Raw genomic sequence first — 25,483 nt, 5'->3', positions numbered from 1 at the left:
CCATTTGTCTAGTGAAACAAAACAGAGAAAGGATCTTTGCGATGAAAAAAACATTGACCGCAACTATGGTGGCAATGGGGCTACTGGGAAGTAGCTTAGTTTCTACCCAAGTTTTGGCTGACACAAAACTCACGTTAGTTGAAGTGATTACCAGCCCAGACCGTACTCGACTATTGGAAAAACGTGTTGCTGAATTTGAAGCGCAAAACCAAGGCGTGGATGTTGAAGTTATCTCTCTTCCTTGGGGCCAAGCGTTTGAGAAACTGGCCACTATGGTTGCAAGTGGTCAAGTTCCAGATGTGATTGAAATGCCTGACGCATGGCAAGCACTGTATACCTCAAGCGGTATGTTGGAAAACCTAGACCCATATTTGGCTGAATGGGAGCATACCAATAACTTAACTGACAGTGCGCTAGATATGGCTCGCCATGGTAGTGATAACGCACACTTGGTTCCTTACGGTTTCTATCTTCGAGCTATGTTCTGGAACAAAAAGCTGTTTGAGCAAGCAGGATTAAACGCTGCCCCTAAAACCATGTCTGAGTTTAAGGATGCGGCGAAAAAAATCAGTGCATTAGGCGATGATATTTCAGGTTACTGTATGCGTGGCGGTGTTGGTGGTACCAATGCTTGGTTGATGTTCATGGCGGCAAACAAAGGCTCAGCAGATTTGTTTGACGGCAAGGGTAACAGCTTGTTAGTTCAGGATGATGCGGTAGGTGGTGCGAAATTCTTAATTGATATGTACCAAGACGGCTACGCACCTAAAGACAGTGTTAACTGGGGCTTTAATGAAATCGTATCTGGCTTCTACTCAGGTAAGTGTGCAATGTTGGACCAAGATCCAGATGCGCTAATCGCCGTTGCGAAAAACATGGATGAAAACGACTTTGCGGTTGCACCGATGCCGGTTGGTCCTTCAGGTAAGGCTTTCCCAACAATTGGTTATGTAGGCTGGTCAATGTTCAAATCAAGCTCACACAAAGAGCTAGGTTGGGACCTGATTTCCCACCTTTCTTCTCCAGAATCAAACCTAGAGTGGAGTAAATTTGTTGGCGTACTTCCTGTATTCAAAGGCGCAGACAAAGACCCGTACTACTCAACTGAGCAATACTCAGGTTGGTTCCAACAGCTAAACAACTCTGCTTACCAACCTATGGTGGTTCCTTCTCATCTTAAAGAGTGGGGTTACTTCAACTCGGTATTGGTGAAAGAGACTTCTCAAGAAGCGCTATTGGGTCAACGCGATGTGAAAGATATGACTCAAGAGTGGGCTGACTATTTGTCCAAAGCACAAAAGAAGTACTTAGACAAATAACGTTAATAAAGGGGTAGGGTTTCCTACCCCATTTTTGCTGTCTAACCCAGTTGCTAAACGAGAAGTAATATGAGCACTACATCCTTGACTTCAGCAGTACCCAAGGTACCTGTGCGTCAGAAGATCGGACGGGTTTTTGAGCCTTGGCTTTACCTCAGTCCGGCACTCATTTTGATCAGTCTAATGATCATTGTGCCGACAATTGTCGGTATCTCTTACGGGTTTCAAAGTATCGAGCTATTGAATCCCTTCGAAACTGGTTACATCGGTTTTGAACATTATCAATCTATCGTCGATGATCGCCATTTTTTTACCGCGCTTAACAATACAGTAAGCTGGGTAGTGTGGTCACTGGTATTCCAGTTTTTGTTAGGTTTGGGGCTAGCATTACTTCTCAATCGTAAGTTTGCTGGTCGACCTTTGGTTCAGGGACTAGTTTTCCTCCCATGGGCCGTTCCCACTTTTTTATCTGGTCTTACTTGGGCGTGGCTTTTTAACCCCATTATCGGCGTGTTACCTCACTGGTTCACTGCGTTAGGCTTAATGGATGAACCTTACAACATCTTGTCAAACCCAGACTTAGCTTTGTATGGCCCCATACTGGCCAATGTTTGGTTCGGTACACCATTTTTCGCCATTACGTTGTTGGCTGCGCTTCAGTCAATCCCATCAGATCTGTATGAAGCGGCGAAGATTGACGGCGCGACGCCTTGGCAGCAATTCTACAAAATCACATTGCCATTCTTAGCGCCGATGATTGCGATAACCGTAATGTTGCGTACCATTTGGATTGCCAACTTTGCCGATTTGATAATCGTGATGACGGATGGCGGGCCAGCGAATTCCACTCAGACATTAACCAGTTACGTGTTTACCACCGCTTATCGAAAGCTTGATTTTGGCTACGCGTCGGCCATGGCGACGGTATTGCTGATTTTACTTATCATCTATGCTGGTGTTCTCCTTAAAATTCGACAGCAGAGGACCTTATAACTATGAAACCCTCATTATTGCTGACTCTAGGTCACCGCTTCGGTGTACTTTTATACCTAGCCTTTGCATTGTTTCCTTTGTATTGGCTGATCAAGATTTCTGTTACTCCATCGTCGTTGCTGTATACCGAAGGCATTCAGATGTGGCCCTCACAGATGACTTTCGACAATTATGCTGCAGTTTGGCGAGACAGTGACTTTCCCACATTTTTCACCAACAGCTTGATCGTTTCTGGCGGTACATCCATTTTAACCACCTTGTTGGCGGCTTTAGCTGGCTATGCCATGTCTCGCTTTACCTTTAAAGGGAAAGTGCTGTCGGCAGGCTTGCTATTGATCACGCAGATGTTCCCAATAGTGATTGTGATTGCGCCAACCTACAAAATTCTTGCACCGCTTGGCCTAACCAATAACCTGTTGGGGCTAATTATTATCTATACGGCTTTTAATTTACCGTTTGCAACTTTCTTGATGCAGTCATTCTATGATGGAATTCCGAAAGACCTAGAAGAAGCGGCGATGACCGATGGCTGCTCGCGCTGGCAAGCATTGCGCCGAGTGATAGTTCCGCTAACACTTCCGGGTATGGCAGCAACCTTAGGTTTTGTTTTTACCGCAGCGTGGAGTGAGTTGTTGTTTGCGCTGATGCTCATTAATGACAATAGCACTATGACATTCCCAGTCGGATTACTCAGCTTCGTGTCTAAATTCGCGGTTGAATGGGGACAAATGATGTCTGCAGGTGTGATGGCACTGATTCCTGCGTGTTTGTTCTTCATATTTATTCAGAAATATTTGGTCAAAGGCCTGACCGCTGGCGCTGTAAAAGGATAATAAAATGGCGAAGTTAAACTTAAATAACCTAATCAAGTCTTTTAACAAGGTCGATGTTCTAAAAGGTATTGATGTTGAAATTAAAGACGGCGAATTTATTGTTCTAGTTGGGCCTTCAGGTTGTGGAAAATCAACGCTACTACGCTTGATAGCGGGTCTAGAAGAAACAACCAGTGGTCAAATCACCATAGGTGATAAAGACGTAACTCATTTAGCACCGAAAGATCGCGATATTTCAATGGTGTTCCAAAGCTACGCCTTATACCCACATCTTTCTGTGCGCGAAAATATTGCCTTTAGCCTACAGCTTAGAAACTGGGACAAAGACAAAATTGAGTCAACGGTGAGCGACGTAGCAGAAACTTTGGGCCTATCTCATTTGCTAGATCGCCGTCCTAAAGAACTGTCTGGCGGTCAGCGACAACGCGTCGCAATGGGGCGTGCCATTGTTCGTAGCCCAGAGGTCTTTTTGTTTGATGAACCGTTATCGAACTTAGATGCCAAGCTACGAGTGCAAATGCGAAAAGAAATTAAAGCGCTGCACCAACGTTTAAAAACCACAACAGTCTATGTAACCCATGACCAAGTTGAAGCGATGACGCTCGCCGATCGCATTGTGGCTTTAGATGGTGGTGTGATACAGCAAGTCGGTACGCCTCTAGAGCTTTACGATACCCCTGCTAACGTTTTCATTGCTGACTTTATTGGTTCTCCAGCAATGAACTTCTTTGAAGGTGTAGTGAGCCGTGAGAAAAACAGGTTAACGGTCAAGTTAGATAATGGAATGCATTTACCTGTTGCTGAAGCCTATTCTGATGATTGGTTGGGGCAGCGTGTTAAATATGGTGTGAGACCTGAAGATTTGACTCACCATGTACAAGGTGACAGTCAGTTACCAGATTGTCAGGTTGAATTAATCGAACCTACGGGATTAAGCCAATTTGTGCATGCGACACTAGCGGGTGTGAATTTGGTCTATTACACCATGGAGCGCCCTGAATTAGAGCCAGGTCAAGTATTGCAGTTATCTGTCGATTTGGAGCTAGTTCATCTATTCGAAGCCAGTTCAGGTCAACGAATTTCAAGAGTGGATCAGAATCAAGCAGAGCAAGCGGCTTAGGAACAACAGTAATACCGAAATAAAAAAGCACCACATATGTGGTGCTTTTTACTGACTAAGCTTTTCTTAGTGTAGGATGCGAGCTCGCAATGTCCCTTCAATTGACTTGAGTTTTGCAAGCGCTTCTTGTGAACGCTCTGTTTCAACGTCAATTACTACATAACCAATGTCGGCAGAAGTCTGTAGGTACTGCGCAGCGATGTTGATACCGTCTTCCGCAAACGCCGTGTTAATTTTGGTAAGAATACCAGGACGGTTTTCGTGGATGTGCAGCAAACGAGAGCAGTCTCTGTGTTCAGGTAGAGATACTTCTGGGAAGTTAACACTAGATAGCGTTGAACCGTTATCTGAGTACTTAGCCAATTTGCCCGCAACTTCCAATCCGATGTTTTCTTGTGCTTCTTGAGTTGAACCACCCACATGTGGCGTCAAAATCACGTTATCAAACTTCAAAAGTGGTGATTCAAATGGGTCAGCATTAGTTTTTGGTTCAACCGGGAATACGTCGATAGCGGCACCTGACAAGTGACCTTTTTCTAGTGAATCAGCCAATGCAGGAATATCCACTACTGTACCGCGAGCCGCGTTGATAAAAATAGCACCGGGCTTCATACGAGCGAACTGAGCTTCACCCATCATATCTTTGGTACCCGCTGTTTCAGGAACGTGTAGCGAGATCACGTCACTTTTAGCCAGCAGATCATCAAGGCTAAATACTTGAGTCGCATTACCTAATGACAGTTTGTTTTCGATATCATAGAAGCACACGCGCATACCTAAGTTTTCAGCAATGATGCCTAGCTGAGTACCGATGTGGCCGTAACCGACAATACCTAGCGTTTTACCGCGCGCTTCAAAAGAATGATCAGCACTTTTCTTCCAAATGCCTCGGTGAGCTAGCGCGTTCTTTTCTGGGATACCGCGCAATAGCAATAGAATTTGACCTAACACCAACTCGGCAACACTACGAGTGTTTGAGAACGGTGCGTTAAACACTGGGATACCGCGTTTAGCCGCCGCATTAAGATCAACTTGGTTAGTACCAATACAGAAACAGCCAATGGCTACTAGCTTTTGTGCCGCATCAATTACCGACTGAGTCAGATTAGTACGGGAACGAATACCAATGAAGTGCGCGTCTTTAACTGCTTCAAGTAGTTCGTCTTCCGCTAGGGAGCCTTTGTGGTAATCGATATTGGTGTAACCCGCTGCTTGAAGAGATTCAACAGCGGAAGGGTGTACACCTTCTAGTAGGAGGATTTTGATTTTGTTTTTATCCAATGAAACTTTGGCCATTTCTGTTCGTCCTTTGCATGGAAAGTTGGGCTGCGATTGGTGAGTGGGTACAAAGCACCCAAAAAACAAAAAACAAGTTTCAGCGAAAAATTACCGTCTAAAACGTAACTTTACTTCATTTTTATGTGACGCAAACGTTTTCGTGAAGCTTATTCGATGATTAAAGTAACAAAAAAAAATGAGTTTGGGTAAGAAAATTACGGAATAAGGCATACTTTTTAAACGGGTAAGAACGAAAAATGGCACCAAGCGGTGCCATCTGAAAATTTATCTGGTGTTTTGAGCAAAGCTCAAAGGATTATTCTTCAATAACCGCACCATTTGGAGTACCAGTGATCACGACGTCCGCACCGCGGTGCGCAAATAGACCTACGGTAACCACACCAGCAATACCATTGACGGTATCTTCTAGGCCTTTCGGGTCAGTAATAGCGAGATCATGAACGTCTAAGATGATATTGCCATTATCAGTCACGCAGTCTTCACGATACACCGGACGGCCACCTAACTTAGACAACTCACGAGCAACGTAAGTACGTGCCATTGGAATAACTTCAACTGGCAGTGGAAATTGGCCTAGCGTCTCAACGGCTTTGGTATCGTCGACAATACAAACAAAGACTTCTGAAATGGCCGCAACAATTTTTTCACGGGTTAGGGCGGCACCACCACCTTTAATCATTTCGCGGTGGGCGTTAATTTCATCCGCGCCATCAACGTAGATGTCTAGTCCTTCTACGTCATTGCATTCCATGACAGGAATACCCAATTCTTTCAACTTGGCGGTGGATGCCTCTGAGCTCGAAACCGCCCCTTTTACTTGCTCTTTAATAGAGCCCAACGCATCAATAAAGTGATTAACGGTCGATCCTGTACCTACACCAACAATGCTGCCATTTTTTACGTACTTTAAAGCTGCCCAACCGGCTGCTTTTTTCATTTCATCTTGTGTCATTAGGATCTCCAGAGGCATTGCGAAAAATCAGACGCGATTATAGGGCATGCAATAGGGGAATTCACAAACTTATTGTGGAAATAGTGCAGTCACACTGAATTTTACTGGGCGTAGTAGACGCATTAGGCAAGGATTACCAATCCCAAGTTTTACTCGGTGTCATTATACAAGGTAAGGGGACGTCCCAAGCTTCTGAGGGGATGTCTGCTACTTGCTGGCAATCGTGAGCAAGGCCAATCGGGGTCGGGCCGCGTTTGGATGTGTGCCATGCCTCAAGAGTTCTATCGTAGTAGCCACCACCCATGCCCAACCGTTGTCCTTTATCATCAAAGGCGACCAAGGGTGTGAAAATAGCATCAAGTCGCGCAGCGGGAAGAATGAGTCGACAGTCCAGTTTTGGCTCCGCTATTCCATATTTGTTGGCTTGCATTACCGTAGAAGGTGAGTAGCGCAAAAATAGCAAATGCCCCGGACTGAAGGGGTGCAGTACTGGCAAATATACATCGATACGTTTTTGCCAAAGCCAATCAATGATCGGCTGTGTAGACACTTCACCATCGTTGGATAGATAAAGCGCCACTCGCAGTGCGTTGTGTTTTGATTGCCAGAGCTTGAAGCGTTCAAGTAGCTGGAGAGAGGCTTGGTTTTGTTCTTTGTTTGTTAGCGCTTGGCGACGCTGCCTAACACTTTGCCGCAATGTTTGTCGGGATAGGTTTTTCATATCATCAAATTAGGAGAGGATACCCCAAGGTGCCGTTGAGAATTTTGGCCCTTGAACCAGCTGGTTCAAGGCGGATAAGTAATGGTAACCGTAGGCTTCTCGGTACATGCCGAGCTTGCTCAATAGCTAACAAGTACTCACCCTTAAGGATTGCTTATCGGCTCAGGGACGTAATTCTCTGACGCACACCCCAGGGTAAAATTGTCGTGATGATTTACGAGTTACGCATTCCTTGCGTAGTGTTCACTAAGGAGTCTTCTAACAACTTAGTCAACGCTTTAATCTTTTCTTCTGTTTGGGCTTCTTGCTGCTGTTTGGATGAATTGCGCTCGTGTAGCTCATAGCTCATGTTTAGCGCCGCAATAATCAGCAACTGGACTTCATTATTAACTTTAGTCTTGGCGGTCATCTCGTTCAAGCGTTGATTGAGTTCATCAGCGGCAGCTTTTAGCGCTTGCTCCTGTCCCGGCGGACAATTCACACGCGTTAGCTTTCCTAGCACTTCTACGTCAACTGCTTGATTGCTCATATCAAACCTATATGAATCTGTGACTCTATCCCCATGACAGAGTGAGAAATCATAGGTAATGCGTTGGCAACATTCAAGGTTTTTGATTAGTGAGTCTAGCGAGTATCGATCTATTATTCGATTTGCAGTAGAAGTGACCGATTTGCGTACAAAGTTTCTAAGTTAGCTTCATGGTTACACGATAAATCACGTTCACGACGTTTTTTCAACGTCAGTGAAATGGTACGATTCGTTTAATTGAGTTAAAGCCCATTTGGGGCCTCAAATGAGTTTAAAGAGAAAAGTTATGAGTAAAGCAAAACTCCCAAGTTTTGAAACTATTGCGGCGCAGCTGCAAACGTCAGGTATCAGCATGACATCGTCAGAATTACATGGTTTGTTGACGGGGATGTTAGCCGGTGGTTTGGCAGAGGGTGACACCCGTTGGCAACCCTTGTTATTTGACTACACCAATGATGGTATGGCTTGGCCTGCTGCGGCACAGCAAGAAGCGAAAGCTCTTCTCGATTTTACTCGCAATGAGTTAGCTAGCACCGATATGACATTCAGTATGCTACTGCCACAAGAGACCGATTTAATTGAATATGCCGAGGGTGTAACGGATTGGACAAATCATTTTCTGTCTGGTTTGGGATTGATAGAAGCTCAGGTAAATAAAGCCAGCTCAGAAACTCGTGAAGCGCTGACGGATTTGGAAGAAATGGGTCGCCTTGGCATCGATGAGGACGATGATTTTGCTGAGCAAGCACAACTGCTAGAACAGGTTCTTGATCACATCAAAGTTTGTGCTTTGACGGTACATGCAGAATTTGGCCAACGCCCAAGTTCGACTAACAAATCGAAGACCCTGCACTAAAGGTTCTGATATGCGTCATTACGATGTGGTAATTTCTGGCGGAGCAATGGCTGGGCTGACATTGGCTTTAGCCATTCACCAGTTAAGTGGTGGGAAAAAGCGGGTAGCAGTTATCGAGGCGTTCGAAGCCGATCATAACGCCCATCCTGGGTTTGATGCGCGAGCAATTGCCTTAGCTGATGGTAGCGTTGAATTGCTCAAGATGTTTGGTTTGTGGAGCTCGCTAGAAAATTCGGCAGAGCCTATCAAACACATCAATGTATCTGATCGCGGCCATGCTGGTATGACCGATATTGGTCCCAATGACGCTAATCGAGAAGTTTTAGGGTATGTGGTTGAGCTCGCAACCGTTGGTAATATTTATCATCAGTTGCTTGAGCAAACCAACATAGACTGGTTTTGCCCAGATAGCGCTCAATCCATTGCTGTGGACTCTGATCATTGCCAGATAAAATTGAACAGCGGTGAGCAACTGAAAACCAAACTGATTGTTGCGGCTGATGGCGCGTTTTCAAGTGTTTGTCAGCAATTGGGTTTGGTACTCAATGAGCACGATTTTAAGCAGCACGCGGTTATCGCTAACGTAGAGCTGAATCAGGCGCATAACGGTCGTGCGTTTGAACGTTTTACGTCTTCTGGGCCACTTGCATTGTTGCCGATGTCAGACAACCGAATGTCATTAGTGTGGTGTGTGAAGCCAGAGCAAGTTGACCAAGTATTAAGTTGGTCTGATGACGAGTTTCTTGACCATTTACAACAAGAATTTGGTTGGCGATTGGGACGATTTAAGAAAGTCGGTACGCGAAGTGAGTATCCTTTGTTGCTCCGCCACCGAGTGGATGCCGTCTCACATCGTTTAGCGATAGTGGGTAATGCATCTCAAACATTACACCCAATTGCAGGTCAGGGGTTTAACCTAGGCATCCGAGACATTGCAACGCTCGCTGAACTCGTCGCCACATCGGATGATCCCGGCGCCTATTCTGTGTTAGCTCAGTTTCAAGAGCGAAGAGAGCCAGATAGGAAGCGAACTATGGCATTGACCTCGACTCTGGTACATACCTTTTCTAATGACCACCTCGCAATGCGAATGGGGCGCAACCTAGGTTTGATGTTGATGGACAACCTCCCCTTTAGTAAACAACCACTTGTTAACCGAACCTTAGGCCGTGTAAATCGCTAAGAAGGAAATAGATATGATGCAAAGTGTCGATATCGCCATTGTTGGCGGTGGAATGGTGGGGTTGGCGTTGGCCGCTGCTTTAAAAGAGACAGACTTGCGAATTGCGGTGATTGAATCCAATCAGCCTGAAACAGCCCTTCATACCTTACCCGATGTTCGAGTATCGGCGCTTAGTCGCTCCAGTGAAATCGTTCTGCGCAACCTTGGGGCTTGGCAAGGAATTCAGTCACGACGAGCGGCCCCTTATCAGGCGATGGAAGTGTGGGAGCAAGACAGTTTTGCTCGTATTGAGTTTGATGCCGAAAGCCTAGCCCAACCGAACTTGGGCCACATCGTTGAAAACCGAGTGATTCAACTGGCTTTGCTCGATATTGTGCAGCAACAATCTAACGTGACCTTGCTGATGCCAAATCAAATCACTCAGATGGTGCAAGGCGAAAGCGAAACGTGGCTAACGTTAGACAATGGCACGTCTCTGACAACAAAATTAGTGGTGGGGGCTGATGGTGCCAATTCATGGGTTCGACGCCAAGTTGATATTCCTCTTACTCATTGGGACTATGGGCACAGTGCATTGGTCTGTAATGTAAAAACCAGTGAACCTCACTTGGGTGTTGCGAGGCAGGTATTTACACCAAGAGGACCATTAGCTTTTCTTCCGCTCGCAGAGCCGAATCTGTGTTCGGTCGTTTGGTCTACAGACGTAGAGCGAGCAGAGCGGTTACTCAACTTGTCGAACGAGGATTTCAACAAAGCCATTGCCTCTGAATTTGATACCAAACTTGGACTCTGTGAAGTGCTGGGGGAGCGTCAAGCTTTCCCTCTCAAGATGCGTTATGCCCGTGATTTTGTTGTCGACAGAGTTGCATTAGTTGGCGATGCGGCGCACACCATCCACCCACTCGCTGGCCAAGGTGTGAACTTAGGCTTGCTCGATGCGGCCAGCTTAGCTCAAGAAATTCATCGCTTATGGAGACTTGGAGAAGATATTGGTCGCAACAAATCTCTGCGTCAGTATGAACGTTGGCGAAAAACGGAAGCGGCGAAGATGATTGCCGCGATGCAAGGGTTCAAAGAACTGTTTGCTGGCGATAACCCAGCCAAAAAACTGATTCGTGGGGTCGGTATGTCGATAGTCGGAACACTGCCAATCGCAAAAGATGAAATGATGAAGCGTGCTCTAGGGCTAAAAGGTGAACTTCCGGTTCTCGCGACTATGTTGGCCGAGAGTGAAACGCTATAACTTAGAAAAGAAGATAGCTGGTAGAAAAGGAAAAGGTTGGCCAATGCCAACCTTTTTTTGAATTCAATTCAGTGTTTAAGCGTAAGCGCAGCGGAGCTTCTTGATTTCTAAATTAATTTCTTTCACCGCTTGATAGTGCCTCGCTTCAGCGCGTTCAGGTAAGATGAGCTTACCGTTGTCAAACTCGAATCGTCCAACGCCGTAGATGTAGATTCTGCCTTTGAAAAGTCTACTGATATGTTTAGCAATCATACTCGGTGTATAGCGCTTAAACAGTCTCATATTGTTATCCTTATTCATTCCTAGCACAGCAAATTATAATGAGTTCGCCTGGCCAATTGTGTGACACTGATACGAGATTAACCGACCTATTTAATAGAAATTTAGAACTGTGTTGCTGTGTGCAGAAACACCAGTTGGTCCGAATATCTCTGTGATGGCACTCTCAATACTAGACCGCCGATGGAACAAAAAAGTTCCTCAAGCCTAGGCGATTTAGTTCTTTTTTATAACAGTTTAAAGAATAGCTGAAATTCACAAATATCAAGTTTGATTGATGTGACCAAGTGTAACGGTGTTTTTCAGTGGCTGGCACGCTTGACTAAATTCAGCGAGAAAACCTAACGCAGTCAGGATCACGGGGAAAAAAAGAAGCCCGATCACTCGGGCCAATAGTCACAGATGCATTACACAAAGGATGCGGATAATGATTCCACATCTGATGTGATTCAGAAAACCCACACAGTTTTCGAATCAACACGGAGTATCATATAGTAGAAAATACAAAATGACTATTTATTCTTTAAATTTGCATTAAAATTTACTTGCAAATGTTGGCGGTGGTCGCAGAAATCACTGAAAATAAGTCTGGTGGAGTAAGAGCTAAACCCGCGAGAGGATGGCCGCTACTGATGGTTATTAACGGCAACTGAACCAATTCTTGATGAAAGATTATTGCAATCGAAGATGGCAAATCGATTGGGTTGACCAACCCCGGCGTATAGCCGCAAATCGTTTCAACGGCATCAAAGCTGACACATGTCGTTCGACGTAAACCCAGAACTTCTCTAACTTTTTTAGGATCTACCTGCCGATCACCCGGAACACACGCGAGCACATACTGGTTGCCCATATCCCTAAGTAAGATCGACTTCACCATGGTATGGGGTGCAATACCACGAGCTTGAGCGGTATCTTCTATGGTACGAGTTGGAATGGATTGCCACAGAACTCGATAAGCTACATCGAACTTATCGAGCACTTTAGTCACACTGGTTACAAGCTGATTACTCATCTTCTAAAGAGTAAGGCAAGGGAAGTTTCGTCCAGGTTAATTCATCTTGACCAGCAAGACGGAAACGCACATCGTCATCTAAGTTGTTTGGAAGGACAAAAGTGGCAACCGCTGAATTGTCTGGGTATCTAACCGAAGTCAATGCAACTGAGGCACTACGCCAGTTATCTCCAACACTGCGTTCGATTTCAATCGTATCGGTTTCAGGGGCTATTTTGCCTTTCAAAATGGCTAGTTCCCTGCGGTTGGCACCACGGTATTTCGCGCGAGCAATGGTTTCTTGGCCGGTATAGCAACCTTTGGTAAAGCTAATACCATTGATCGCTTGCACATTCATCGCTTGAGGGATGTGTTCAATTTGTTGGTGCGCTTCGACAATGGGGTGGCCTTTTAGAATTTCGTATTGTGTCCACCAAGATGAGTCAGCCAATGTCGCATTTGTAGTATTTGACAATGAATTGGCACCTTGCTCATCAACGAATAGCAACCACACATTCTCGTCCAGTTTAACCGCAACTCCACTCTCTAGATTGCGAATAGAGGATGAATCTTCACTCAGTGAATCGACAAAAATGTTGGCATTTGTGCCCATGATGGCAAACGCATGCTTTTCCGTTTTGCTTAGTTCAATCTTTGAAAAAATGGCGTACTTTTTCAGCTCTGTGAGTTCTTTTTCAATTGCCGATTCAGGTTGCACCATGTAGATCTTTTCTTGGTGTTCGAACACTCGAAAAACCGACCAAACTTTGCCTTTTGCATCGCAGTGCGCACCAAACGTAATCTCATCTTGTTTAAGTGAAATTAGATCGCACGTGATTTGACCTTGCAGAAAGGATTTTCGATCGGCACCGCTGGCTTCGATAACAGACCAATTGTCCAAATAACTAATGGTTAGGTCGGCCGGTGTTGCCTCGAGCTGACCGGGTACGCTTGTAAAAAGGGTTTTCCAGTTCATGTGTGTTTCCTGACGTTTCAAGCTAATGAGCCAATGTTAATCGTGAGAGTACTAGATAAACAACCCTTTGTTTTCTCCGTTAATCCATCATTTGCCGTTGGAGTTGTGATTCAGCCGCTAGAGACCGTTGAACGGAATTGATAAACTCGCGCGAAATCTTGGTAATCTTGAGGCTTTAGAATGTATACGCCAGAAGAAAAAGCTCGAATTAAATGGGGCTGTCGACGTGGAATGTTAGAACTCGATGTCGTCATCATGCCTTTCTTTGAAGAGTGTTTTGACGAGCTATCGGAGTCTGAACAACAAGACTTTGTTTCCTTATTGGAATGCGCAGATCCCGATCTGTTTACTTGGATTATGGGGCATGGCCGAAGTGAGAATTTGGCACACGCGTCTATGGTAGACAAAATTGCAGCTCACAACCTCAGCAAGGTCCGTTAGTTTTACGGCATTACCCTCCAAAAAACAGCGACAGGTAGATAATGTTGTTACGACGTTGCTATTAGTTGCTGTTTTCCTTTTTAGCCAACATTGGCTTGTTACTACAGTGTTGGTACTTATCGTATTACTGCTTAAACCTAAATCTTGGTTTGTTGTTCCAGTGATTGGGCAAGTCGACCAGAGCAATAGCACACTGCGGATTGACCAGCAGTCCTTCCAAATACTCGATGTTAACTTTCTTTTCCAAAACTGGTTTGTTTGGATACGGCTGAAACAGCGTGGCGGTGTTTTATTGTGGCGAGATAGTGTTTTAGAAAATGATTATCGACGGGTCATAACAACATTAAAAACTTTAACGGTCTCGACTAAAGAGGGTAGCTCCACGTAATCGAAAGCCCATGAATAAGTAGATATCAGAGCAATACCCATTGAGGATTAAATGGTCACTCAAAGTATTGCTCTTTTGTTGAATATCTAGTGCTGCTCAGGAACTAAGATCGTTGGCCCACTGATTTCACTGGCGTCAGGGTAATCCAACGTATAATGTAGCCCTCGGCTTTCTTTCCGTTGCATTGCGCAGCGCACCATCAATTCCGCGACTTGTAACAAGTTACGCAGTTCGAGCAAGTTATTCGAAACTCGGAAGTTACTGTAGTACTCATGCGTTTCTTGCTGCAGTAACTGAATTCGACGTAACGCCCGCTCTAATCGCTTATCAGTGCGAACAATACCCATGTAATCCCACATAAACAAACGTAGCTCATGCCAGTTGTGTTGGATAACAACTTCTTCGTCCGAGCAGGATACTTGGCTTTCATCCCATTGAGGTAAAGACTCTGGATAGGTTGCGGTTTCAATATTCTTCAAAATATCTTGCGCGGCAGCCCATGCATAAACTACACATTCGAGCAAAGAGTTACTCGCCATACGATTGGCGCCATGCAGACCGGTGTAGCTGACTTCACCAATGGCATACAGCTGTTTCAGATCTGTTTGCCCAGTTTGATCAACAATAACACCACCACAGGTGTAATGCGCAGCGGGAACCACTGGCATCGGCTCTTTGGTCATATCAATACCGAGTTCTAACAAACGAGCGTGAATGGTTGGGAAGTGTTTCTCGATAAATTCCGCCGGTTTGTGGCTGATATCGAGATACATGCAATCGGCACCCAGACGCTTCATTTCGAAGTCAATGGCACGTGCGACCACATCACGAGGCGCAAGTTCTGCACGTTCGTCAAAGTCAGGCATAAAGCGCGTACCATCAGGGCGTTTTAAAATTGCGCCCTCGCCACGCAGCGCTTCAGTAAGTAAGAAGTTACGCGCTTCTGGGTGATATAAACAGGTTGGGTGAAATTGGTTGAATTCGAGGTTGGCAACTCGACACCCTGCACGCCACGCCATGGCAATGCCATCGCCAGAGGATACGTCCGGATTAGAAGTGTATTGGTAGACTTTTGAAGCACCACCTGTGGCAAGAACAACAAACTTAGCGCGAACCGTTTCAACGTGTTCTGCGTTTCGGTTCCAAATATACGCACCTACAACCTTTTGTTTGTCACCACCGATTTTATCTTCAGTGATTAAATCCAGTGCATTGTGACGTTCTAGTACCTGAATATTAGGGTGTTGATGCACGTTGTCTTGTAGTGAGTTTTGCATCGCCGCGCCCGTGGCGTCAGCCGCATGGAGTATGCGGCGATGGCTGTGTCCACCTTCACGAGTAAGGTGGTACTTGGTTTCGCCTTCGCTGTTGTCATCAACCGTATCAAAAGGCACGCCACCATCAATTAGCCACTGCACACACTTTTTAGCATTTTGAGCAATAAAACGAACCGAATCTTCGTCGCAAATCCCACCACCGGCAATCAAGGTATCTTCAACGTGAGAATCGACACTGTCAGACTCATCAAAGACTGCTGCGATTCCACCTTGAGCATACAAGGTAGCACCTTCATTTCGTGGCCCTTTACTAAGCACAATCACTTTGCATGTTTCTGCTAGGCGCAACGCGAGAGACAGTCCGGCAGCGCCACTGCCAATTACTAGGACGTCACATAGGTGTTCTGACTGGTTGTTCATTTCAATTCGTTTTCCTGACAATCACAGATTCGAGTAGCCAAAGGCTAGTTTGCTACTCTCCCGGTTCAGCGCCTGTTTAGGATAGTTAATTCAATGAATGTGTGGTGAGCTAGGTTAAGCTTGGTTCCACAAAGACATTGTTTGCTTATACGCTGGTGTCATTGCTCTTTGTTCAAGTCTGGCTTGAAACAAGTGAATGATACCACTCTCAAAAATTCAATTCTCGGTTTATCACGTTGCTTTTCTTCTGTTTACTCGACAGAATCAACCGGAAAGCCGAGTTTGATCTCAATGCAACTAAGTGACTTATGTCACTTTGGGTACAATAATTAAAAACTTTTTACTTCAAATTGAACTTTCTCTGTTTGGCTTGGTCACAATAGTGCTCATGTTAGCGGTGGTATCAATACTGCAGTAAATGAAGATAAACGCTTAACTCTTAACAGAAAGAGCGATAACAACAGGAGTGAGTGCTCGAATGAGCGAGCAATTGACTGATCAAGTATTGATTGAGCGTGTTCAGAGCGGAGATAAGCAAGCGTTTAATTTGCTTGTTGTGCGTTACCAAAACAAAGTGTGTAATTTGATTTCTCGCTACATCAACAATCCAGGTGATGTGCCAGATGTCGCACAAGAAGCCTTTATAAAAGCCTACCGAGCGATTCCTAGTTTTCGCGGAGAGAGTGCTTTTTACACTTGGCTATATCGAATTGCTGTGAACACGGCAAAGAACCACATCGTTGCACAGGGAAGACGTCCTCCCGCGAGTGATGTGGATGCTGAAGACGCTGAATATTATGAAACTGGCAGTGCGTTAAAAGAAATTTCGAACCCTGAGAACTTAACGTTGTCCAAGGAATTGAAACGAGTCGTTTTTAAAGCGATAGAAGCATTGCCCGATGATTTAAAAACTGCAATGACGTTACGAGAACTTGATGGTTTGAGCTACGAAGATATTGCAGAAATCATGGATTGCCCGGTAGGTACAGTACGTTCTCGTATCTTCCGTGCCCGCGAAGCGGTGGAAAAGAAGATTCAACCTCTTTTGCAACGCTAAACTGGTAATAATAATGGTGAGACGAATGGCTGACAGAGAAAAGTTATCAGCACTCATGGATGGAGAAGTGATCGATAACGCACTAATTGCAGAATTGGAGCGCGATCAATCAAGTCAAGAATCTTGGAAAAACTTCCATCTTATTGGTGATGTTATGCGAGGTGAAGAACCTCAAAGCACCAATTGGGATATTGCAAGTCGAGTAGCGCTTGCTTTGGAAGATGAGCCAGTACACGGACAACCTAAACCTGTTGAGGTTGTGACACCAATGATAGAGTCGCAACCGACGCCTGAGCGAGCGCGCACTTTGCTGCCGAGTTGGTTAACTAATTTGGGTCAAGTAGGTGTAGCTGCGTGTGTGTCACTTGTCGTGATACTTGGTGTTCAACAAACAGCCGGCACTGATTCACAAACCGAGTCTCAGTTACCTGTTTTCCCAACAGTGGCTCTTAATGGAAGTGTTGAACCCGTGAGTTTAACGCAACAAGCGATAGCGCCACAGCAAAGCGAAGTCGATATTCAAGAACAGCGTCGAAGAATTCACGCACTCTTGCAAGATTACGATCTTCAACTTAGACTCAAGAGCGATAATCTAGAGCAAGCTACAGAGACGTTAGAAACGGTAGTTGAATGAAAAAAATCCTGATCGGTGCACTGGTACTGTTCAGTTTGAATGCCAATAAAGCCTTTGCTGAAGAACCTTCAGCAGAGGCTTTATTACATCAAATGCGCGAAGCCAGCCAAACCCTAAATTACGAACTGTCTTACGTTCAAATTCAAAAAAGCAGTATTGAACCACTGATATATCGTCATGCCACTCATCAAGAAACCAATCTCGCTCATCTGGTGTATCTGAGTGGCCCGGTGCGAGAAGTGATTCGTCGCGACAATCAAGTGAGTTATATCGAACCGGGTGATGAGCCATATACAATTCAATCGAACAAAATGGTGGCACCGACAATTCCATTGCTGCGTTCCAACATCGCTCAATTGAGTGAGCAGTACGATTTTGTTCGTGTTGGAAGAGGCCGCGAAGCTGGAATTCCAAGCCAAGTTGTGAGAGTGGTACCCAAAGACGGGTTGCGATATTCATACGTACTTTGGATTGACGAGCAGTCGAAGCTACCACTTCGAGCAGATCTTTTAGATCGGGATGGTGAACTACTCGAACAATACCGCACTGTATCTTTGCGTGTAGATGATCGTTTAGCTCAGCATATGGCCGGATTGATTACGGTTCGTTTGCCGGAGGTGATGACGCTTCCCAAGCCAGAAGTAAAAGATAAAGCATGGCAAGTCACTTGGACCCCAGAAGGTTTTTCCGCGCGAGACAGTAGTCAATACCGCCTGGCAGTTAGCGAAAAATCGGTAGAAACACAGATGTTTACTGACGGTTTATTCAACTTCTCAGTTTACGTTGCCGCAAAAGATCAGCACTCAGTGAAAGGTCAGTCTGTTCGTCAGGGACGAAAAACACTACACAGTTATGTGAACGGTCAACGGGAGATTTCCGTAGTAGGGGATATTCCACCAGAAACGGCAGAACGCATTGCCAAATCAGTGAAACTACAAGTGGTAAAAACACAATGATGACCGCGATGGCAACTGTGTCTGAAGTTCGCAGTTCGGGAGATGAATTTGAAGTTCAGCTTTCCTGTGAGCAGCAGACCAGTTGTAATTCATGTCAAAGCCAAAAGAGTTGCGGAACGGGCGTAGTGTCTAAAGCGCTAGGTAACAAAGTATTGCGCTGGACACTGCGAACTAGGCTGCCGATCAAAACTGGAGATTTGGTTGAGCTGGGCATCTCAGAGCAGCGGATATTGCAGTCTGCGTTGCTGGTTTACATACTGCCGTTGGCACTTCTGATTGTTGGTGCCCTAATTGGCCAGCAATTGCTAAGCCCGCTTTTGGGTGGTGGTGAAGGTAGTATCATAGCGACCAGCTTACTAGGTCTAGGCATTGGCATTGCCTGGGCTAAAAAAATCGCCAAACCTATGGAAACCGATTCTACTCAGCAAGTTACTATTCTCAGAGTGTTGGGCAATCCAATTACCTAGTGCGTTGGCGCGCTAAATTGGGTAGAATCTGCCAACTTACGCGCCGGGATAGGTACATTTCCGGTTGAAAATCGTTCAACGAGTATTATTTTACACCGATTTATGAAGCACATTCGTAACTTTTCCATCATTGCCCACATTGACCATGGTAAATCAACGCTTTCTGACCGTTTGATTCAAGAATGTGGTGGTTTGTCAGACCGAGAGATGGAACAACAAGTTCTAGACTCAATGGATCTTGAACGCGAGCGCGGTATTACAATCAAAGCGCAAAGCGTAACCTTGGATTACAAAGCTCAAGATGGTGAAACTTACCAGCTTAACTTCATCGACACACCCGGACACGTTGACTTTTCTTATGAAGTATCGCGTTCGCTGGCAGCCTGTGAAGGCGCACTTTTGGTGGTGGATGCAGGTCAAGGTGTAGAAGCTCAAACTCTTGCGAACTGTTACACGGCAATCGAAATGGATTTGGAAGTGGTTCCAATTCTTAACAAGATTGATTTGCCAGCGGCTGATCCTGAGCGCGTATCGGAAGAAATTGAAGAGATTGTTGGCATTGATGCGCTTGAAGCGACTCGTTGCTCGGCTAAAACTGGTTTAGGTATTGACGCCGTATTAGAGAACATAGTATCGGCTATTCCTGCACCGGAAGGCGATCCAGAAGCACCTTTACAAGCACTGATTATTGATTCATGGTTTGACAATTACTTAGGCGTTGTTTCTCTTGTGCGCATCAAAAATGGTGTACTGAAGAAAAACGACAAGATCAAGGTAATGAGCACGGGTCAAGTTTGGGGTGTAGACCGACTAGGGATATTCACTCCGAAACAAATTGATACAACAGAGCTGAACACTGGTGAAGTAGGCTGGGTAGTCTGTGGTATTAAAGACATTCTTGGTGCGCCGGTAGGCGATACGCTAACCTTGGCGAAACACGGTAGTGAAACACCGCTACCTGGCTTTAAGAAAGTGAAGCCACAGGTTTACGCTGGACTGTTCCCAGTATCATCTGACGATTATGAAAGCTTCCGTGATGCATTGGCTAAGTTAAGTCTTAATGATGCGTCGCTTTTTTATGAACCAGAGAACTCAGCAGCACTAGGATTTGGTTTCCGCTGTGGTTTCTTGGGTATGCTCCACATGGAGATTATTCAAGAACGTCTAGAGCGTGAATACGACCTCGACCTAATTACAACGGCGCCAACTGTAGTTTATGAAGTTGAGAAAACCGACGGCACGACGTTGTTTGTTGACTCACCAGCTAAATTGCCAGCGATTAACGATATCAATGAGATTCGTGAGCCGATCGCTCGTTGTAATATTTTGGTCCCGTCTGATTATCTCGGTAACGTGATTACCCTATGTGTCGAAAAGCGCGGTGTCCAAGTAGATATGGTTTACCATGGTAACCAAGTTGCCGTCACTTATGACATTCCGATGGCAGAAGTCGTTCTGGATTTCTTTGACCGCTTGAAGTCTACCTCTCGTGGCTATGCATCGCTTGATTACAACTTCCAGCGTTTTGAAGCGTCTGACATGGTACGTGTCGATGTGATGCTGAACGGTGATCGCGTTGATGCACTGGCGATGATTACTCATAAAGATCAATCACAGACTCGTGGTCGTCAATTGGTAGAGAAAATGAAAGAATTCATACCTCGCCAAATGTTTGATATCGCGATTCAAGCGGCAATTGGTAACCACATCATTGCTCGTTCAACAGTGAAACAGCTGCGCAAAAACGTAATTGCTAAGTGTTACGGCGGTGACGTCAGCCGTAAGAAGAAGCTTTTGAAGAAGCAGAAAGAAGGTAAAAAACGCATGAAGCAGATCGGTAACGTTGAACTGCCTCAAGAAGCGTTCTTGGCCATTCTTCATGTGGGTAAAGATTAAGCCCCATTAAAATAAGGCAAATTTGAGTGAAAGGGTCGAATTGAGACATCAATTCTGACGCTTTCACTTTCGTGTTTTTAAAGAAAGGAAAGTCGATGGCTAATACATTCTCGCTGATTTTGGTTGTAATCACCTTGGTAACTGGGGTGGTTTGGCTATTGGAAAAGCTAGTTTGGGGCAAGGAGCGTCAACAAAAGCTGACTGATGTTGAAAGCAAAACCAATGGTCTGGATTCGGCAGCGGCAGCCAAAGTCACTGAGCAGCCTTGGTGGGTAGAAAACAGCGTATCGATTTTCCCTGTGATTAGCTTGGTGTTGATCCTTCGTTCTTTCGTGTATGAACCGTTTCAGATTCCATCGGGATCTATGATGCCTACATTATTAGTTGGTGATTTCATTCTAGTGGAGAAATACGCCTACGGATTGAAAGACCCAGTTTGGCGTAGCCAACTGCTGGAAACGGGCGATCCTGAGCGTGGTGATATTGTTGTTTTTAAGGTGCCAGTAGATAACAAAACCGATTACATAAAACGTGTTATTGGCGTACCGGGTGACAAGGTTTTATACAACCGTTTAGACAAGCACCTGTGTGTGCAACGAGCCACGGAGACACAATGTCAACCAATGGAATATTCAGACATTGTTGAGACCGATTTCATTCAACATGGCTATGGCGTTGCTCAAGCAACGGAAAGTTACGACGATATCTCCTATCAGATCCTTGCGACAAATAATGTTGCGGATATGACGACACGTTACTACAAAAATCGTAAAGCGGGACGCGAAGTGTATCAATGGACGGTACCCGCCGATCATTACTTCGTGATGGGTGATAATCGCGATAACAGCACTGACAGCCGAGTCTGGGGTTTTGTTCCTAAAGAAAATCTAGTTGGTAAAGCGGTTGCGATTTGGATTAGTTTTGAATTTGAGCGAGGCGCGGACAGCGTGTTGCCAAAATGGGTGCCAACTGGGGTGCGATTTAACCGCATCGGTGGCATTAGTTAATTAAAAAGTGAAAGAGAGCATGAATTCTCCCATAGCACGATTAGAAGTTAAGCTTGGTTATCAGTTTAAAAATGCAGAACTGATTGATTTGGCGCTGACACACCGCAGCGCCAACGGCAAGCATAATGAACGTTTGGAGTTTCTGGGCGATTCAATTTTAAGTTTTGTCATAGCAGACGATCTTTACAATCGTTTTCCCAAGGTTAATGAAGGTGACATGAGCCGTATGCGAGCGACACTCGTTCGTGGGAATACGTTGGCAGAGTTGGGGCGCGAGTTCCAACTTGGAGATCACTTAAAATTGGGTCCAGGTGAATTGAAAAGCGGCGGTTTCCGTCGAGAATCCATCTTGGCCGATGCGGTTGAAGCGATAATTGGTGCAATATATATCGATAGTGATATCGAAGAAGTACGCCAAATTATTCTTAACTGGTATCAATCTCGCTTAGACGCAATCAAACCTGGAGTGTCACAAAAAGATCCCAAAACTCGATTGCAAGAACATCTACAAGGCCGAAGAAAACCTCTCCCAGTCTACACAGTGACTAATATTAAGGGTGAGGCACATAACCAAGAGTTTACCGTGTCTTGTGAAGTGGCAGGAATTGGAAAACCTGTCATTGGATTAGGTACCAGCCGCCGCAAGGCAGAACAAGCGGCTGCGGAAAGCGCATTAGAGCAGTTGAATAATGTCGGATAACGAATTTGATATCGATGCATATTTTGCATCAGGTGGTGAGTCTAGCTCGCCAGAGAACCAGCACTGTGGCTTTATTGCTATTGTTGGTCGTCCTAATGTCGGTAAGTCGACGTTACTTAACCGCATTCTAGGACAGAAAATCTCGATTACATCGCGTAAACCGCAGACTACGCGCCACCGCATTATGGGTGTCGATACAGAAGGTGACTATCAGGCTATCTATGTTGATACCCCTGGCCTTCATATTGAAGAGAAGCGTGCCATTAACCGTTTGATGAATCGCGCTGCCAATTCTTCACTATCCGATGTTAACTTGGTGTTCTTTTTGGTTGATGGAACGCACTGGACTCGTGATGACGAAATGGTGCTGACTAAGCTTCAAAAGTCGAACTTCCCGGTTGTATTGTGCGTCAACAAAGTCGACAACGTGAAAGATCGCAATGAAGTGATGCTTCATATGGCGGAAGTGTCGAAGAAAATGGACTTTGTCGATGTTGTGCCGATTTCTGCCAAGCAAGGTAAAAATATTGATGTGCTGCGCAAGCACGTGCGTGAGTATTTACCAAAAGCGGAACACCATTTTCCTGAAGAATACGTCACTGACCGCTCTCAGCGCTTTATGGCATCGGAAATTGTTCGTGAAAAACTGATGCGATTTACCGGTGAAGAATTACCGTATTCGGTCACGGTTGAAGTGGAGCGGTTTGACTACAACCCTGATACAGATGGCTTCCATATTAATGCGTTAATCTTGGTTGAGCGTTCGGGTCAAAAGAAAATGGTCATCGGCAAAGGTGGAGAAAAAATCAAAACCATTGGTCGCGAAGCTCGATTGGATATGGAAGAACTGTTTGGTCGTAAGGTTTACCTAGAGACTTGGGTAAAAGTGAAGTCGGGTTGGGCCGATGATGAACGTGCCCTTCGCTCATTGGGCTATATTGACGATTTGTGATAACGGATTGTACAAAACAGATTTTCGCAATTGTAGAGAGAGGTTAAACTCTCTCTTTGTTTATGCAAAGGATTGAATTGGTGTGGAACTCCCTATCGCTGACCAGCAAATACTCGCAGCTGAGCAACTAAGAAAAGACGCGGCACTGCAGACTTTACTTTCTCGAATGCCCAAAGAGGTGCAAGAAAGCTTCACTGAAGAGCAACTTGCTCATCTCAAAGTAGCGGTTGGTGCTCGCAGTTGGGGTAGCCATGCCATTGATTTAAGAAGTACGGTTAAGTTTTTTCGATACCGTTATTACTATGTGTTTCTTGCAGGCCGAAACCGCCGAGAACTCAGTCGCCGAGAGCGCCAGTTAGGCTTGTTGATTCAAACCTTGTTTATGACCGGATTTCTTACCTTTAGCACTTTGCTCGGTCTACTGTGTTTGTATTTAGTAAAATCTGCTGCTGGTATTGATCTTTTTCCTGGTTTCTCGCTAGGAATATGGGGCTGGTTTAAAGAAAACGTATTCTAGCCCGAGGAGTGAAACCTTGATAGAAGGCTTGCAACGCGGATTTGTGTTACATCGCCGTCCCTACAGTGAATCAAGTTTAATTTTGGATGTGTTTTGCGAAGAACACGGCCGTATTAGCTTGTTATCAAAGGGAGCGCGTAGCAAGCGCTCTAATCTAAAAGGGGCGTTACAACCTTTTACACCACTTCTAATGAAATGGTCAGGTAAAGGTAGCTTAAAAACGTTGCGACAAGCCGAAGCGGTCAGCCTTGGATTGCCTTTAACTGGGATTAACCTGTTTTCCGCCATGTACGTCAACGAACTCTTGGCAAGAGTGCTGGCACCCGAGGTGGCTGCTCCTGGACTGTTTCACGACTATCTATTGGCACTCACTGAGCTGGCTCAAAATGAAAACCCTGAACCTGCACTACGACGCTTTGAGCTGGCCCTACTGTCGGCCATGGGTTATGGGGTGGACTTTATTCATTGCGCCGGAACGGGTGAACCTGTTGAACCGGGTATGACGTATCGATATAGAGAGCAAAAGGGGTTTATTGCGTCAGTACGCAAAGATAACTTGACCTTCTATGGCCATGAATTGATCGCGATAAGTGAACGTCGATTTACCTCACCAGAACAATTGAAAGCCGCCAAGCGCTTTACACGTATTGCATTAAAGCCTTATCTTGGCGGTAAACCATTAAAAAGTCGGGAACTGTTTGCTAACCAAGTTAGTCGTTCCCAATCACGGAGTAAGGAAGAATGAGCTCAATTTACTTAGGTGTTAACATCGATCATATTGCGACACTACGCAACGCGCGCGGAACCAAATATCCAGATCCTGTTCACGCGGCAGAGATCGCCGAGCGAGCTGGCGCGGATGGTATTACGGTCCACCTTCGTGAGGATCGACGTCACATCAAAGATCGCGATGTTCGACTTCTAAAAGAAACCATTCAGACTCGTATGAACCTTGAAATGGCAGTGACCGATGAGATGGTTGCGATTGCGCTCGAGACATCACCTGAATACGTTTGCCTCGTTCCGGAAAAGCGTGAAGAGCTCACAACCGAAGGTGGGTTGGATGTGGTTGGTCAGCTCGAAAAGGTTAAAGCGGCAACACAACAACTGTCCGCAGCGGGAATCAAAGTATCTTTGTTTATCGATGCAGATCGCGAGCAGATAGATGCGGCAAAAGCATGTGGAGCGCCATTTATTGAGCTGCATACCGGCCATTATGCAGATGCTGAAACCGAAGAAGAGCGTCAAGCTGAGCTGAAAAAAATCGCTGCGGGTGCAAGCTATGCGGCGGATATTGGCATCACGGTTAATGCCGGTCATGGTCTGACATACCACAACGTTGGTCCTATTGCGGCTATTCCAGAAATTTACGAGCTGAACATTGGTCATTCGATCATCGGTCGTGCGGCGTTTGATGGATTGCACATGGCCGTAGCGGACATGAAAGCGGCAATGAACGCAGCACGGGCTTAAT

Annotated in this window: 28 protein-coding genes and 1 other RNA gene; 20 read left to right on the top strand and 9 right to left on the bottom strand. The window is 45.4% G+C overall.

Going from position 1 to position 25,483, the window contains the following annotated elements:
- Positions 1-41 precede the first annotated feature (41 nt).
- The 4 genes from ACXAFJ_RS11210 (at position 42) to ACXAFJ_RS11195 (ending at position 4,265) form a co-directional block, all read left to right on the top strand.
- Positions 42-1,319, top strand: a complete 1,278-nt coding sequence (locus tag ACXAFJ_RS11210; protein ID WP_475323460.1) for an ABC transporter substrate-binding protein — start codon at positions 42-44, stop codon at positions 1,317-1,319.
- A 69-nt stretch (positions 1,320-1,388) separates the two neighbouring features.
- On the top strand, positions 1,389-2,312 hold the full coding sequence (locus tag ACXAFJ_RS11205) for a carbohydrate ABC transporter permease (RefSeq protein ID WP_475323458.1): 924 nt from the start codon (positions 1,389-1,391) through the stop codon (positions 2,310-2,312).
- A 2-nt stretch (positions 2,313-2,314) separates the two neighbouring features.
- Positions 2,315-3,145 carry a carbohydrate ABC transporter permease gene (locus ACXAFJ_RS11200; RefSeq protein ID WP_475323457.1) on the top strand — a complete coding sequence of 277 codons (831 nt, stop codon included), beginning with the start codon at positions 2,315-2,317 and terminating at the stop codon, positions 3,143-3,145.
- Between the two features lie 4 nt (positions 3,146-3,149).
- Positions 3,150-4,265 (top strand): ABC transporter ATP-binding protein, encoded by a 1,116-nt coding sequence (locus ACXAFJ_RS11195; RefSeq protein WP_475323456.1) that lies wholly within the window; start codon positions 3,150-3,152, stop codon positions 4,263-4,265.
- A 66-nt stretch (positions 4,266-4,331) separates the two neighbouring features.
- Here the strand turns inward: ACXAFJ_RS11195 and serA are convergent, their stop codons facing one another.
- The 5 genes from serA to zapA all read right to left on the bottom strand — a co-directional run bounded on the left by serA (position 4,332) and on the right by zapA (position 7,766).
- Positions 4,332-5,561: a phosphoglycerate dehydrogenase gene (gene serA, locus ACXAFJ_RS11190; protein ID WP_475323454.1), complete on the bottom strand. Its 1,230-nt coding sequence runs from the start codon at positions 5,559-5,561 to the stop codon at positions 4,332-4,334.
- 298 nt (positions 5,562-5,859) lie between these two features.
- Positions 5,860-6,516, bottom strand: coding sequence for a ribose-5-phosphate isomerase RpiA (gene rpiA / locus ACXAFJ_RS11185; RefSeq protein WP_475323453.1), 657 nt, complete (start codon positions 6,514-6,516; stop codon positions 5,860-5,862).
- A gap of 133 nt (positions 6,517-6,649) precedes the next feature.
- Positions 6,650-7,237 carry a 5-formyltetrahydrofolate cyclo-ligase gene (locus tag ACXAFJ_RS11180; protein ID WP_475323452.1) on the bottom strand — a complete coding sequence of 196 codons (588 nt, stop codon included), beginning with the start codon at positions 7,235-7,237 and terminating at the stop codon, positions 6,650-6,652.
- A 17-nt stretch (positions 7,238-7,254) separates the two neighbouring features.
- Positions 7,255-7,437, bottom strand: a non-coding RNA gene (gene ssrS / locus ACXAFJ_RS11175) — 6S RNA.
- 14 nt (positions 7,438-7,451) lie between these two features.
- Positions 7,452-7,766 carry a cell division protein ZapA gene (zapA, locus tag ACXAFJ_RS11170; protein ID WP_475323450.1) on the bottom strand — a complete coding sequence of 105 codons (315 nt, stop codon included), beginning with the start codon at positions 7,764-7,766 and terminating at the stop codon, positions 7,452-7,454.
- A 286-nt stretch (positions 7,767-8,052) separates the two neighbouring features.
- Between zapA and ACXAFJ_RS11165 the strand changes: the two genes are divergently transcribed.
- From ACXAFJ_RS11165 to ACXAFJ_RS11155, 3 genes are read left to right on the top strand one after another with little or no spacing between them, the layout of a single operon-like run.
- On the top strand, positions 8,053-8,622 hold the full coding sequence (locus tag ACXAFJ_RS11165) for a YecA/YgfB family protein (protein WP_475323449.1): 570 nt from the start codon (positions 8,053-8,055) through the stop codon (positions 8,620-8,622).
- A 10-nt stretch (positions 8,623-8,632) separates the two neighbouring features.
- Positions 8,633-9,805 (top strand): 2-octaprenyl-6-methoxyphenyl hydroxylase, encoded by a 1,173-nt coding sequence (gene ubiH / locus ACXAFJ_RS11160; RefSeq protein ID WP_475323448.1) that lies wholly within the window; start codon positions 8,633-8,635, stop codon positions 9,803-9,805.
- A 13-nt stretch (positions 9,806-9,818) separates the two neighbouring features.
- Positions 9,819-11,048, top strand: a complete 1,230-nt coding sequence (locus tag ACXAFJ_RS11155) for an FAD-dependent 2-octaprenylphenol hydroxylase (RefSeq protein ID WP_475323446.1) — start codon at positions 9,819-9,821, stop codon at positions 11,046-11,048.
- A gap of 75 nt (positions 11,049-11,123) precedes the next feature.
- On the opposite strand, the gene ACXAFJ_RS11150 is transcribed toward ACXAFJ_RS11155, so the two are convergent.
- The 3 genes from ACXAFJ_RS11150 to ygfZ form a co-directional block, all read right to left on the bottom strand.
- Positions 11,124-11,330, bottom strand: a complete 207-nt coding sequence (locus tag ACXAFJ_RS11150; protein ID WP_475323445.1) for a DUF1107 domain-containing protein — start codon at positions 11,328-11,330, stop codon at positions 11,124-11,126.
- Between the two features lie 538 nt (positions 11,331-11,868).
- Positions 11,869-12,342 (bottom strand): aminoacyl-tRNA deacylase, encoded by a 474-nt coding sequence (locus tag ACXAFJ_RS11145; protein ID WP_475323444.1) that lies wholly within the window; start codon positions 12,340-12,342, stop codon positions 11,869-11,871.
- Positions 12,335-13,297 carry a tRNA-modifying protein YgfZ gene (gene ygfZ / locus ACXAFJ_RS11140; RefSeq protein ID WP_475323442.1) on the bottom strand — a complete coding sequence of 321 codons (963 nt, stop codon included), beginning with the start codon at positions 13,295-13,297 and terminating at the stop codon, positions 12,335-12,337. Before ygfZ ends, ACXAFJ_RS11145 begins: the two co-directional genes overlap by 8 nt.
- Positions 13,298-13,477: 180 nt before the next feature.
- Here ygfZ and ACXAFJ_RS11135 point away from each other — a divergent pair, with 180 nt between their 5' ends.
- Entirely contained in the window at positions 13,478-13,738 is a 261-nt protein-coding gene (locus ACXAFJ_RS11135) for an FAD assembly factor SdhE (RefSeq protein WP_475323441.1), read from the top strand.
- A gap of 106 nt (positions 13,739-13,844) precedes the next feature.
- A complete protein-coding gene (locus ACXAFJ_RS11130; protein WP_475323439.1) occupies positions 13,845-14,126 on the top strand; it encodes a hypothetical protein in 282 nt (93 codons plus the stop codon).
- Positions 14,127-14,212: 86 nt separating this feature from the next.
- Here the strand turns inward: ACXAFJ_RS11130 and nadB are convergent, their stop codons facing one another.
- Positions 14,213-15,823, bottom strand: a complete 1,611-nt coding sequence (nadB, locus tag ACXAFJ_RS11125) for an L-aspartate oxidase (protein ID WP_475323438.1) — start codon at positions 15,821-15,823, stop codon at positions 14,213-14,215.
- Positions 15,824-16,301: 478 nt separating this feature from the next.
- Here nadB and rpoE point away from each other — a divergent pair, with 478 nt between their 5' ends.
- The 11 genes from rpoE (at position 16,302) to pdxJ (ending at position 25,482) form a co-directional block, all read left to right on the top strand.
- Entirely contained in the window at positions 16,302-16,880 is a 579-nt protein-coding gene (gene rpoE, locus ACXAFJ_RS11120) for an RNA polymerase sigma factor RpoE (protein ID WP_475323437.1), read from the top strand.
- 25 nt (positions 16,881-16,905) lie between these two features.
- A complete protein-coding gene (locus ACXAFJ_RS11115; protein ID WP_475323436.1) occupies positions 16,906-17,514 on the top strand; it encodes an RseA family anti-sigma factor in 609 nt (202 codons plus the stop codon).
- Positions 17,511-18,470: a sigma-E factor regulatory protein RseB gene (gene rseB / locus ACXAFJ_RS11110; RefSeq protein ID WP_475323434.1), complete on the top strand. Its 960-nt coding sequence runs from the start codon at positions 17,511-17,513 to the stop codon at positions 18,468-18,470. The genes ACXAFJ_RS11115 and rseB overlap by 4 nt, the downstream gene beginning before the upstream one ends.
- Entirely contained in the window at positions 18,467-18,937 is a 471-nt protein-coding gene (locus tag ACXAFJ_RS11105) for a SoxR reducing system RseC family protein (protein WP_475323433.1), read from the top strand. The genes rseB and ACXAFJ_RS11105 overlap by 4 nt, the downstream gene beginning before the upstream one ends.
- Positions 18,938-19,039: 102 nt before the next feature.
- Positions 19,040-20,833 (top strand): translation elongation factor 4, encoded by a 1,794-nt coding sequence (lepA, locus tag ACXAFJ_RS11100; protein WP_475323431.1) that lies wholly within the window; start codon positions 19,040-19,042, stop codon positions 20,831-20,833.
- Positions 20,834-20,928: 95 nt separating this feature from the next.
- Positions 20,929-21,840 carry a signal peptidase I gene (gene lepB / locus ACXAFJ_RS11095; RefSeq protein WP_475323430.1) on the top strand — a complete coding sequence of 304 codons (912 nt, stop codon included), beginning with the start codon at positions 20,929-20,931 and terminating at the stop codon, positions 21,838-21,840.
- Between the two features lie 19 nt (positions 21,841-21,859).
- Positions 21,860-22,540 (top strand): ribonuclease III, encoded by a 681-nt coding sequence (gene rnc / locus ACXAFJ_RS11090; RefSeq protein ID WP_475323428.1) that lies wholly within the window; start codon positions 21,860-21,862, stop codon positions 22,538-22,540.
- Positions 22,530-23,492 carry a GTPase Era gene (gene era / locus ACXAFJ_RS11085; RefSeq protein ID WP_475323427.1) on the top strand — a complete coding sequence of 321 codons (963 nt, stop codon included), beginning with the start codon at positions 22,530-22,532 and terminating at the stop codon, positions 23,490-23,492. The genes rnc and era overlap by 11 nt, the downstream gene beginning before the upstream one ends.
- Before the next feature lie 82 nt (positions 23,493-23,574).
- Entirely contained in the window at positions 23,575-24,009 is a 435-nt protein-coding gene (locus ACXAFJ_RS11080; protein WP_475323425.1) for a hypothetical protein, read from the top strand.
- 16 nt (positions 24,010-24,025) lie between these two features.
- Positions 24,026-24,754, top strand: coding sequence for a DNA repair protein RecO (gene recO / locus ACXAFJ_RS11075; protein WP_475323424.1), 729 nt, complete (start codon positions 24,026-24,028; stop codon positions 24,752-24,754).
- Positions 24,751-25,482, top strand: a complete 732-nt coding sequence (gene pdxJ, locus ACXAFJ_RS11070) for a pyridoxine 5'-phosphate synthase (RefSeq protein ID WP_475323423.1) — start codon at positions 24,751-24,753, stop codon at positions 25,480-25,482. Before recO ends, pdxJ begins: the two co-directional genes overlap by 4 nt.
- Position 25,483: the final 1 nt, after the last annotated feature.

The sequence above is a fragment of the Vibrio sp. ABH4_348 genome, assembly GCF_056159765.1.
Note: the sequence above shows the minus strand (reverse complement) of the source record. Positions and strands in the feature narration are given on the sequence as shown.

Bases quoted from the DNA above. Each gene is read 5' to 3' on its own strand.
- ACXAFJ_RS11210 (WP_475323460.1), top strand. From the start codon at position 42: ATGAAAAAAACATTGACCGCAACTATGGTGGCAATGGGGCTACTGGGA.
- ACXAFJ_RS11205 (WP_475323458.1), top strand. From the start codon at position 1,389: ATGAGCACTACATCCTTGACTTCAGCAGTACCCAAGGTACCTGTGCGT.
- ACXAFJ_RS11200 (WP_475323457.1), top strand. From the start codon at position 2,315: ATGAAACCCTCATTATTGCTGACTCTAGGTCACCGCTTCGGTGTACTT.
- ACXAFJ_RS11195 (WP_475323456.1), top strand. From the start codon at position 3,150: ATGGCGAAGTTAAACTTAAATAACCTAATCAAGTCTTTTAACAAGGTC.
- serA (WP_475323454.1), bottom strand. From the start codon at position 5,561: ATGGCCAAAGTTTCATTGGATAAAAACAAAATCAAAATCCTCCTACTA.
- rpiA (WP_475323453.1), bottom strand. From the start codon at position 6,516: ATGACACAAGATGAAATGAAAAAAGCAGCCGGTTGGGCAGCTTTAAAG.
- ACXAFJ_RS11180 (WP_475323452.1), bottom strand. From the start codon at position 7,237: ATGAAAAACCTATCCCGACAAACATTGCGGCAAAGTGTTAGGCAGCGT.
- zapA (WP_475323450.1), bottom strand. From the start codon at position 7,766: ATGAGCAATCAAGCAGTTGACGTAGAAGTGCTAGGAAAGCTAACGCGT.
- ACXAFJ_RS11165 (WP_475323449.1), top strand. From the start codon at position 8,053: ATGAGTAAAGCAAAACTCCCAAGTTTTGAAACTATTGCGGCGCAGCTG.
- ubiH (WP_475323448.1), top strand. From the start codon at position 8,633: ATGCGTCATTACGATGTGGTAATTTCTGGCGGAGCAATGGCTGGGCTG.
- ACXAFJ_RS11155 (WP_475323446.1), top strand. From the start codon at position 9,819: ATGATGCAAAGTGTCGATATCGCCATTGTTGGCGGTGGAATGGTGGGG.
- ACXAFJ_RS11150 (WP_475323445.1), bottom strand. From the start codon at position 11,330: ATGAGACTGTTTAAGCGCTATACACCGAGTATGATTGCTAAACATATC.
- ACXAFJ_RS11145 (WP_475323444.1), bottom strand. From the start codon at position 12,342: ATGAGTAATCAGCTTGTAACCAGTGTGACTAAAGTGCTCGATAAGTTC.
- ygfZ (WP_475323442.1), bottom strand. From the start codon at position 13,297: ATGAACTGGAAAACCCTTTTTACAAGCGTACCCGGTCAGCTCGAGGCA.
- ACXAFJ_RS11135 (WP_475323441.1), top strand. From the start codon at position 13,478: ATGTATACGCCAGAAGAAAAAGCTCGAATTAAATGGGGCTGTCGACGT.
- nadB (WP_475323438.1), bottom strand. From the start codon at position 15,823: ATGAACAACCAGTCAGAACACCTATGTGACGTCCTAGTAATTGGCAGT.
- rpoE (WP_475323437.1), top strand. From the start codon at position 16,302: ATGAGCGAGCAATTGACTGATCAAGTATTGATTGAGCGTGTTCAGAGC.
- ACXAFJ_RS11115 (WP_475323436.1), top strand. From the start codon at position 16,906: ATGGCTGACAGAGAAAAGTTATCAGCACTCATGGATGGAGAAGTGATC.
- rseB (WP_475323434.1), top strand. From the start codon at position 17,511: ATGAAAAAAATCCTGATCGGTGCACTGGTACTGTTCAGTTTGAATGCC.
- ACXAFJ_RS11105 (WP_475323433.1), top strand. From the start codon at position 18,467: ATGATGACCGCGATGGCAACTGTGTCTGAAGTTCGCAGTTCGGGAGAT.
- lepA (WP_475323431.1), top strand. From the start codon at position 19,040: ATGAAGCACATTCGTAACTTTTCCATCATTGCCCACATTGACCATGGT.
- lepB (WP_475323430.1), top strand. From the start codon at position 20,929: ATGGCTAATACATTCTCGCTGATTTTGGTTGTAATCACCTTGGTAACT.
- rnc (WP_475323428.1), top strand. From the start codon at position 21,860: ATGAATTCTCCCATAGCACGATTAGAAGTTAAGCTTGGTTATCAGTTT.
- era (WP_475323427.1), top strand. From the start codon at position 22,530: ATGTCGGATAACGAATTTGATATCGATGCATATTTTGCATCAGGTGGT.
- pdxJ (WP_475323423.1), top strand. From the start codon at position 24,751: ATGAGCTCAATTTACTTAGGTGTTAACATCGATCATATTGCGACACTA.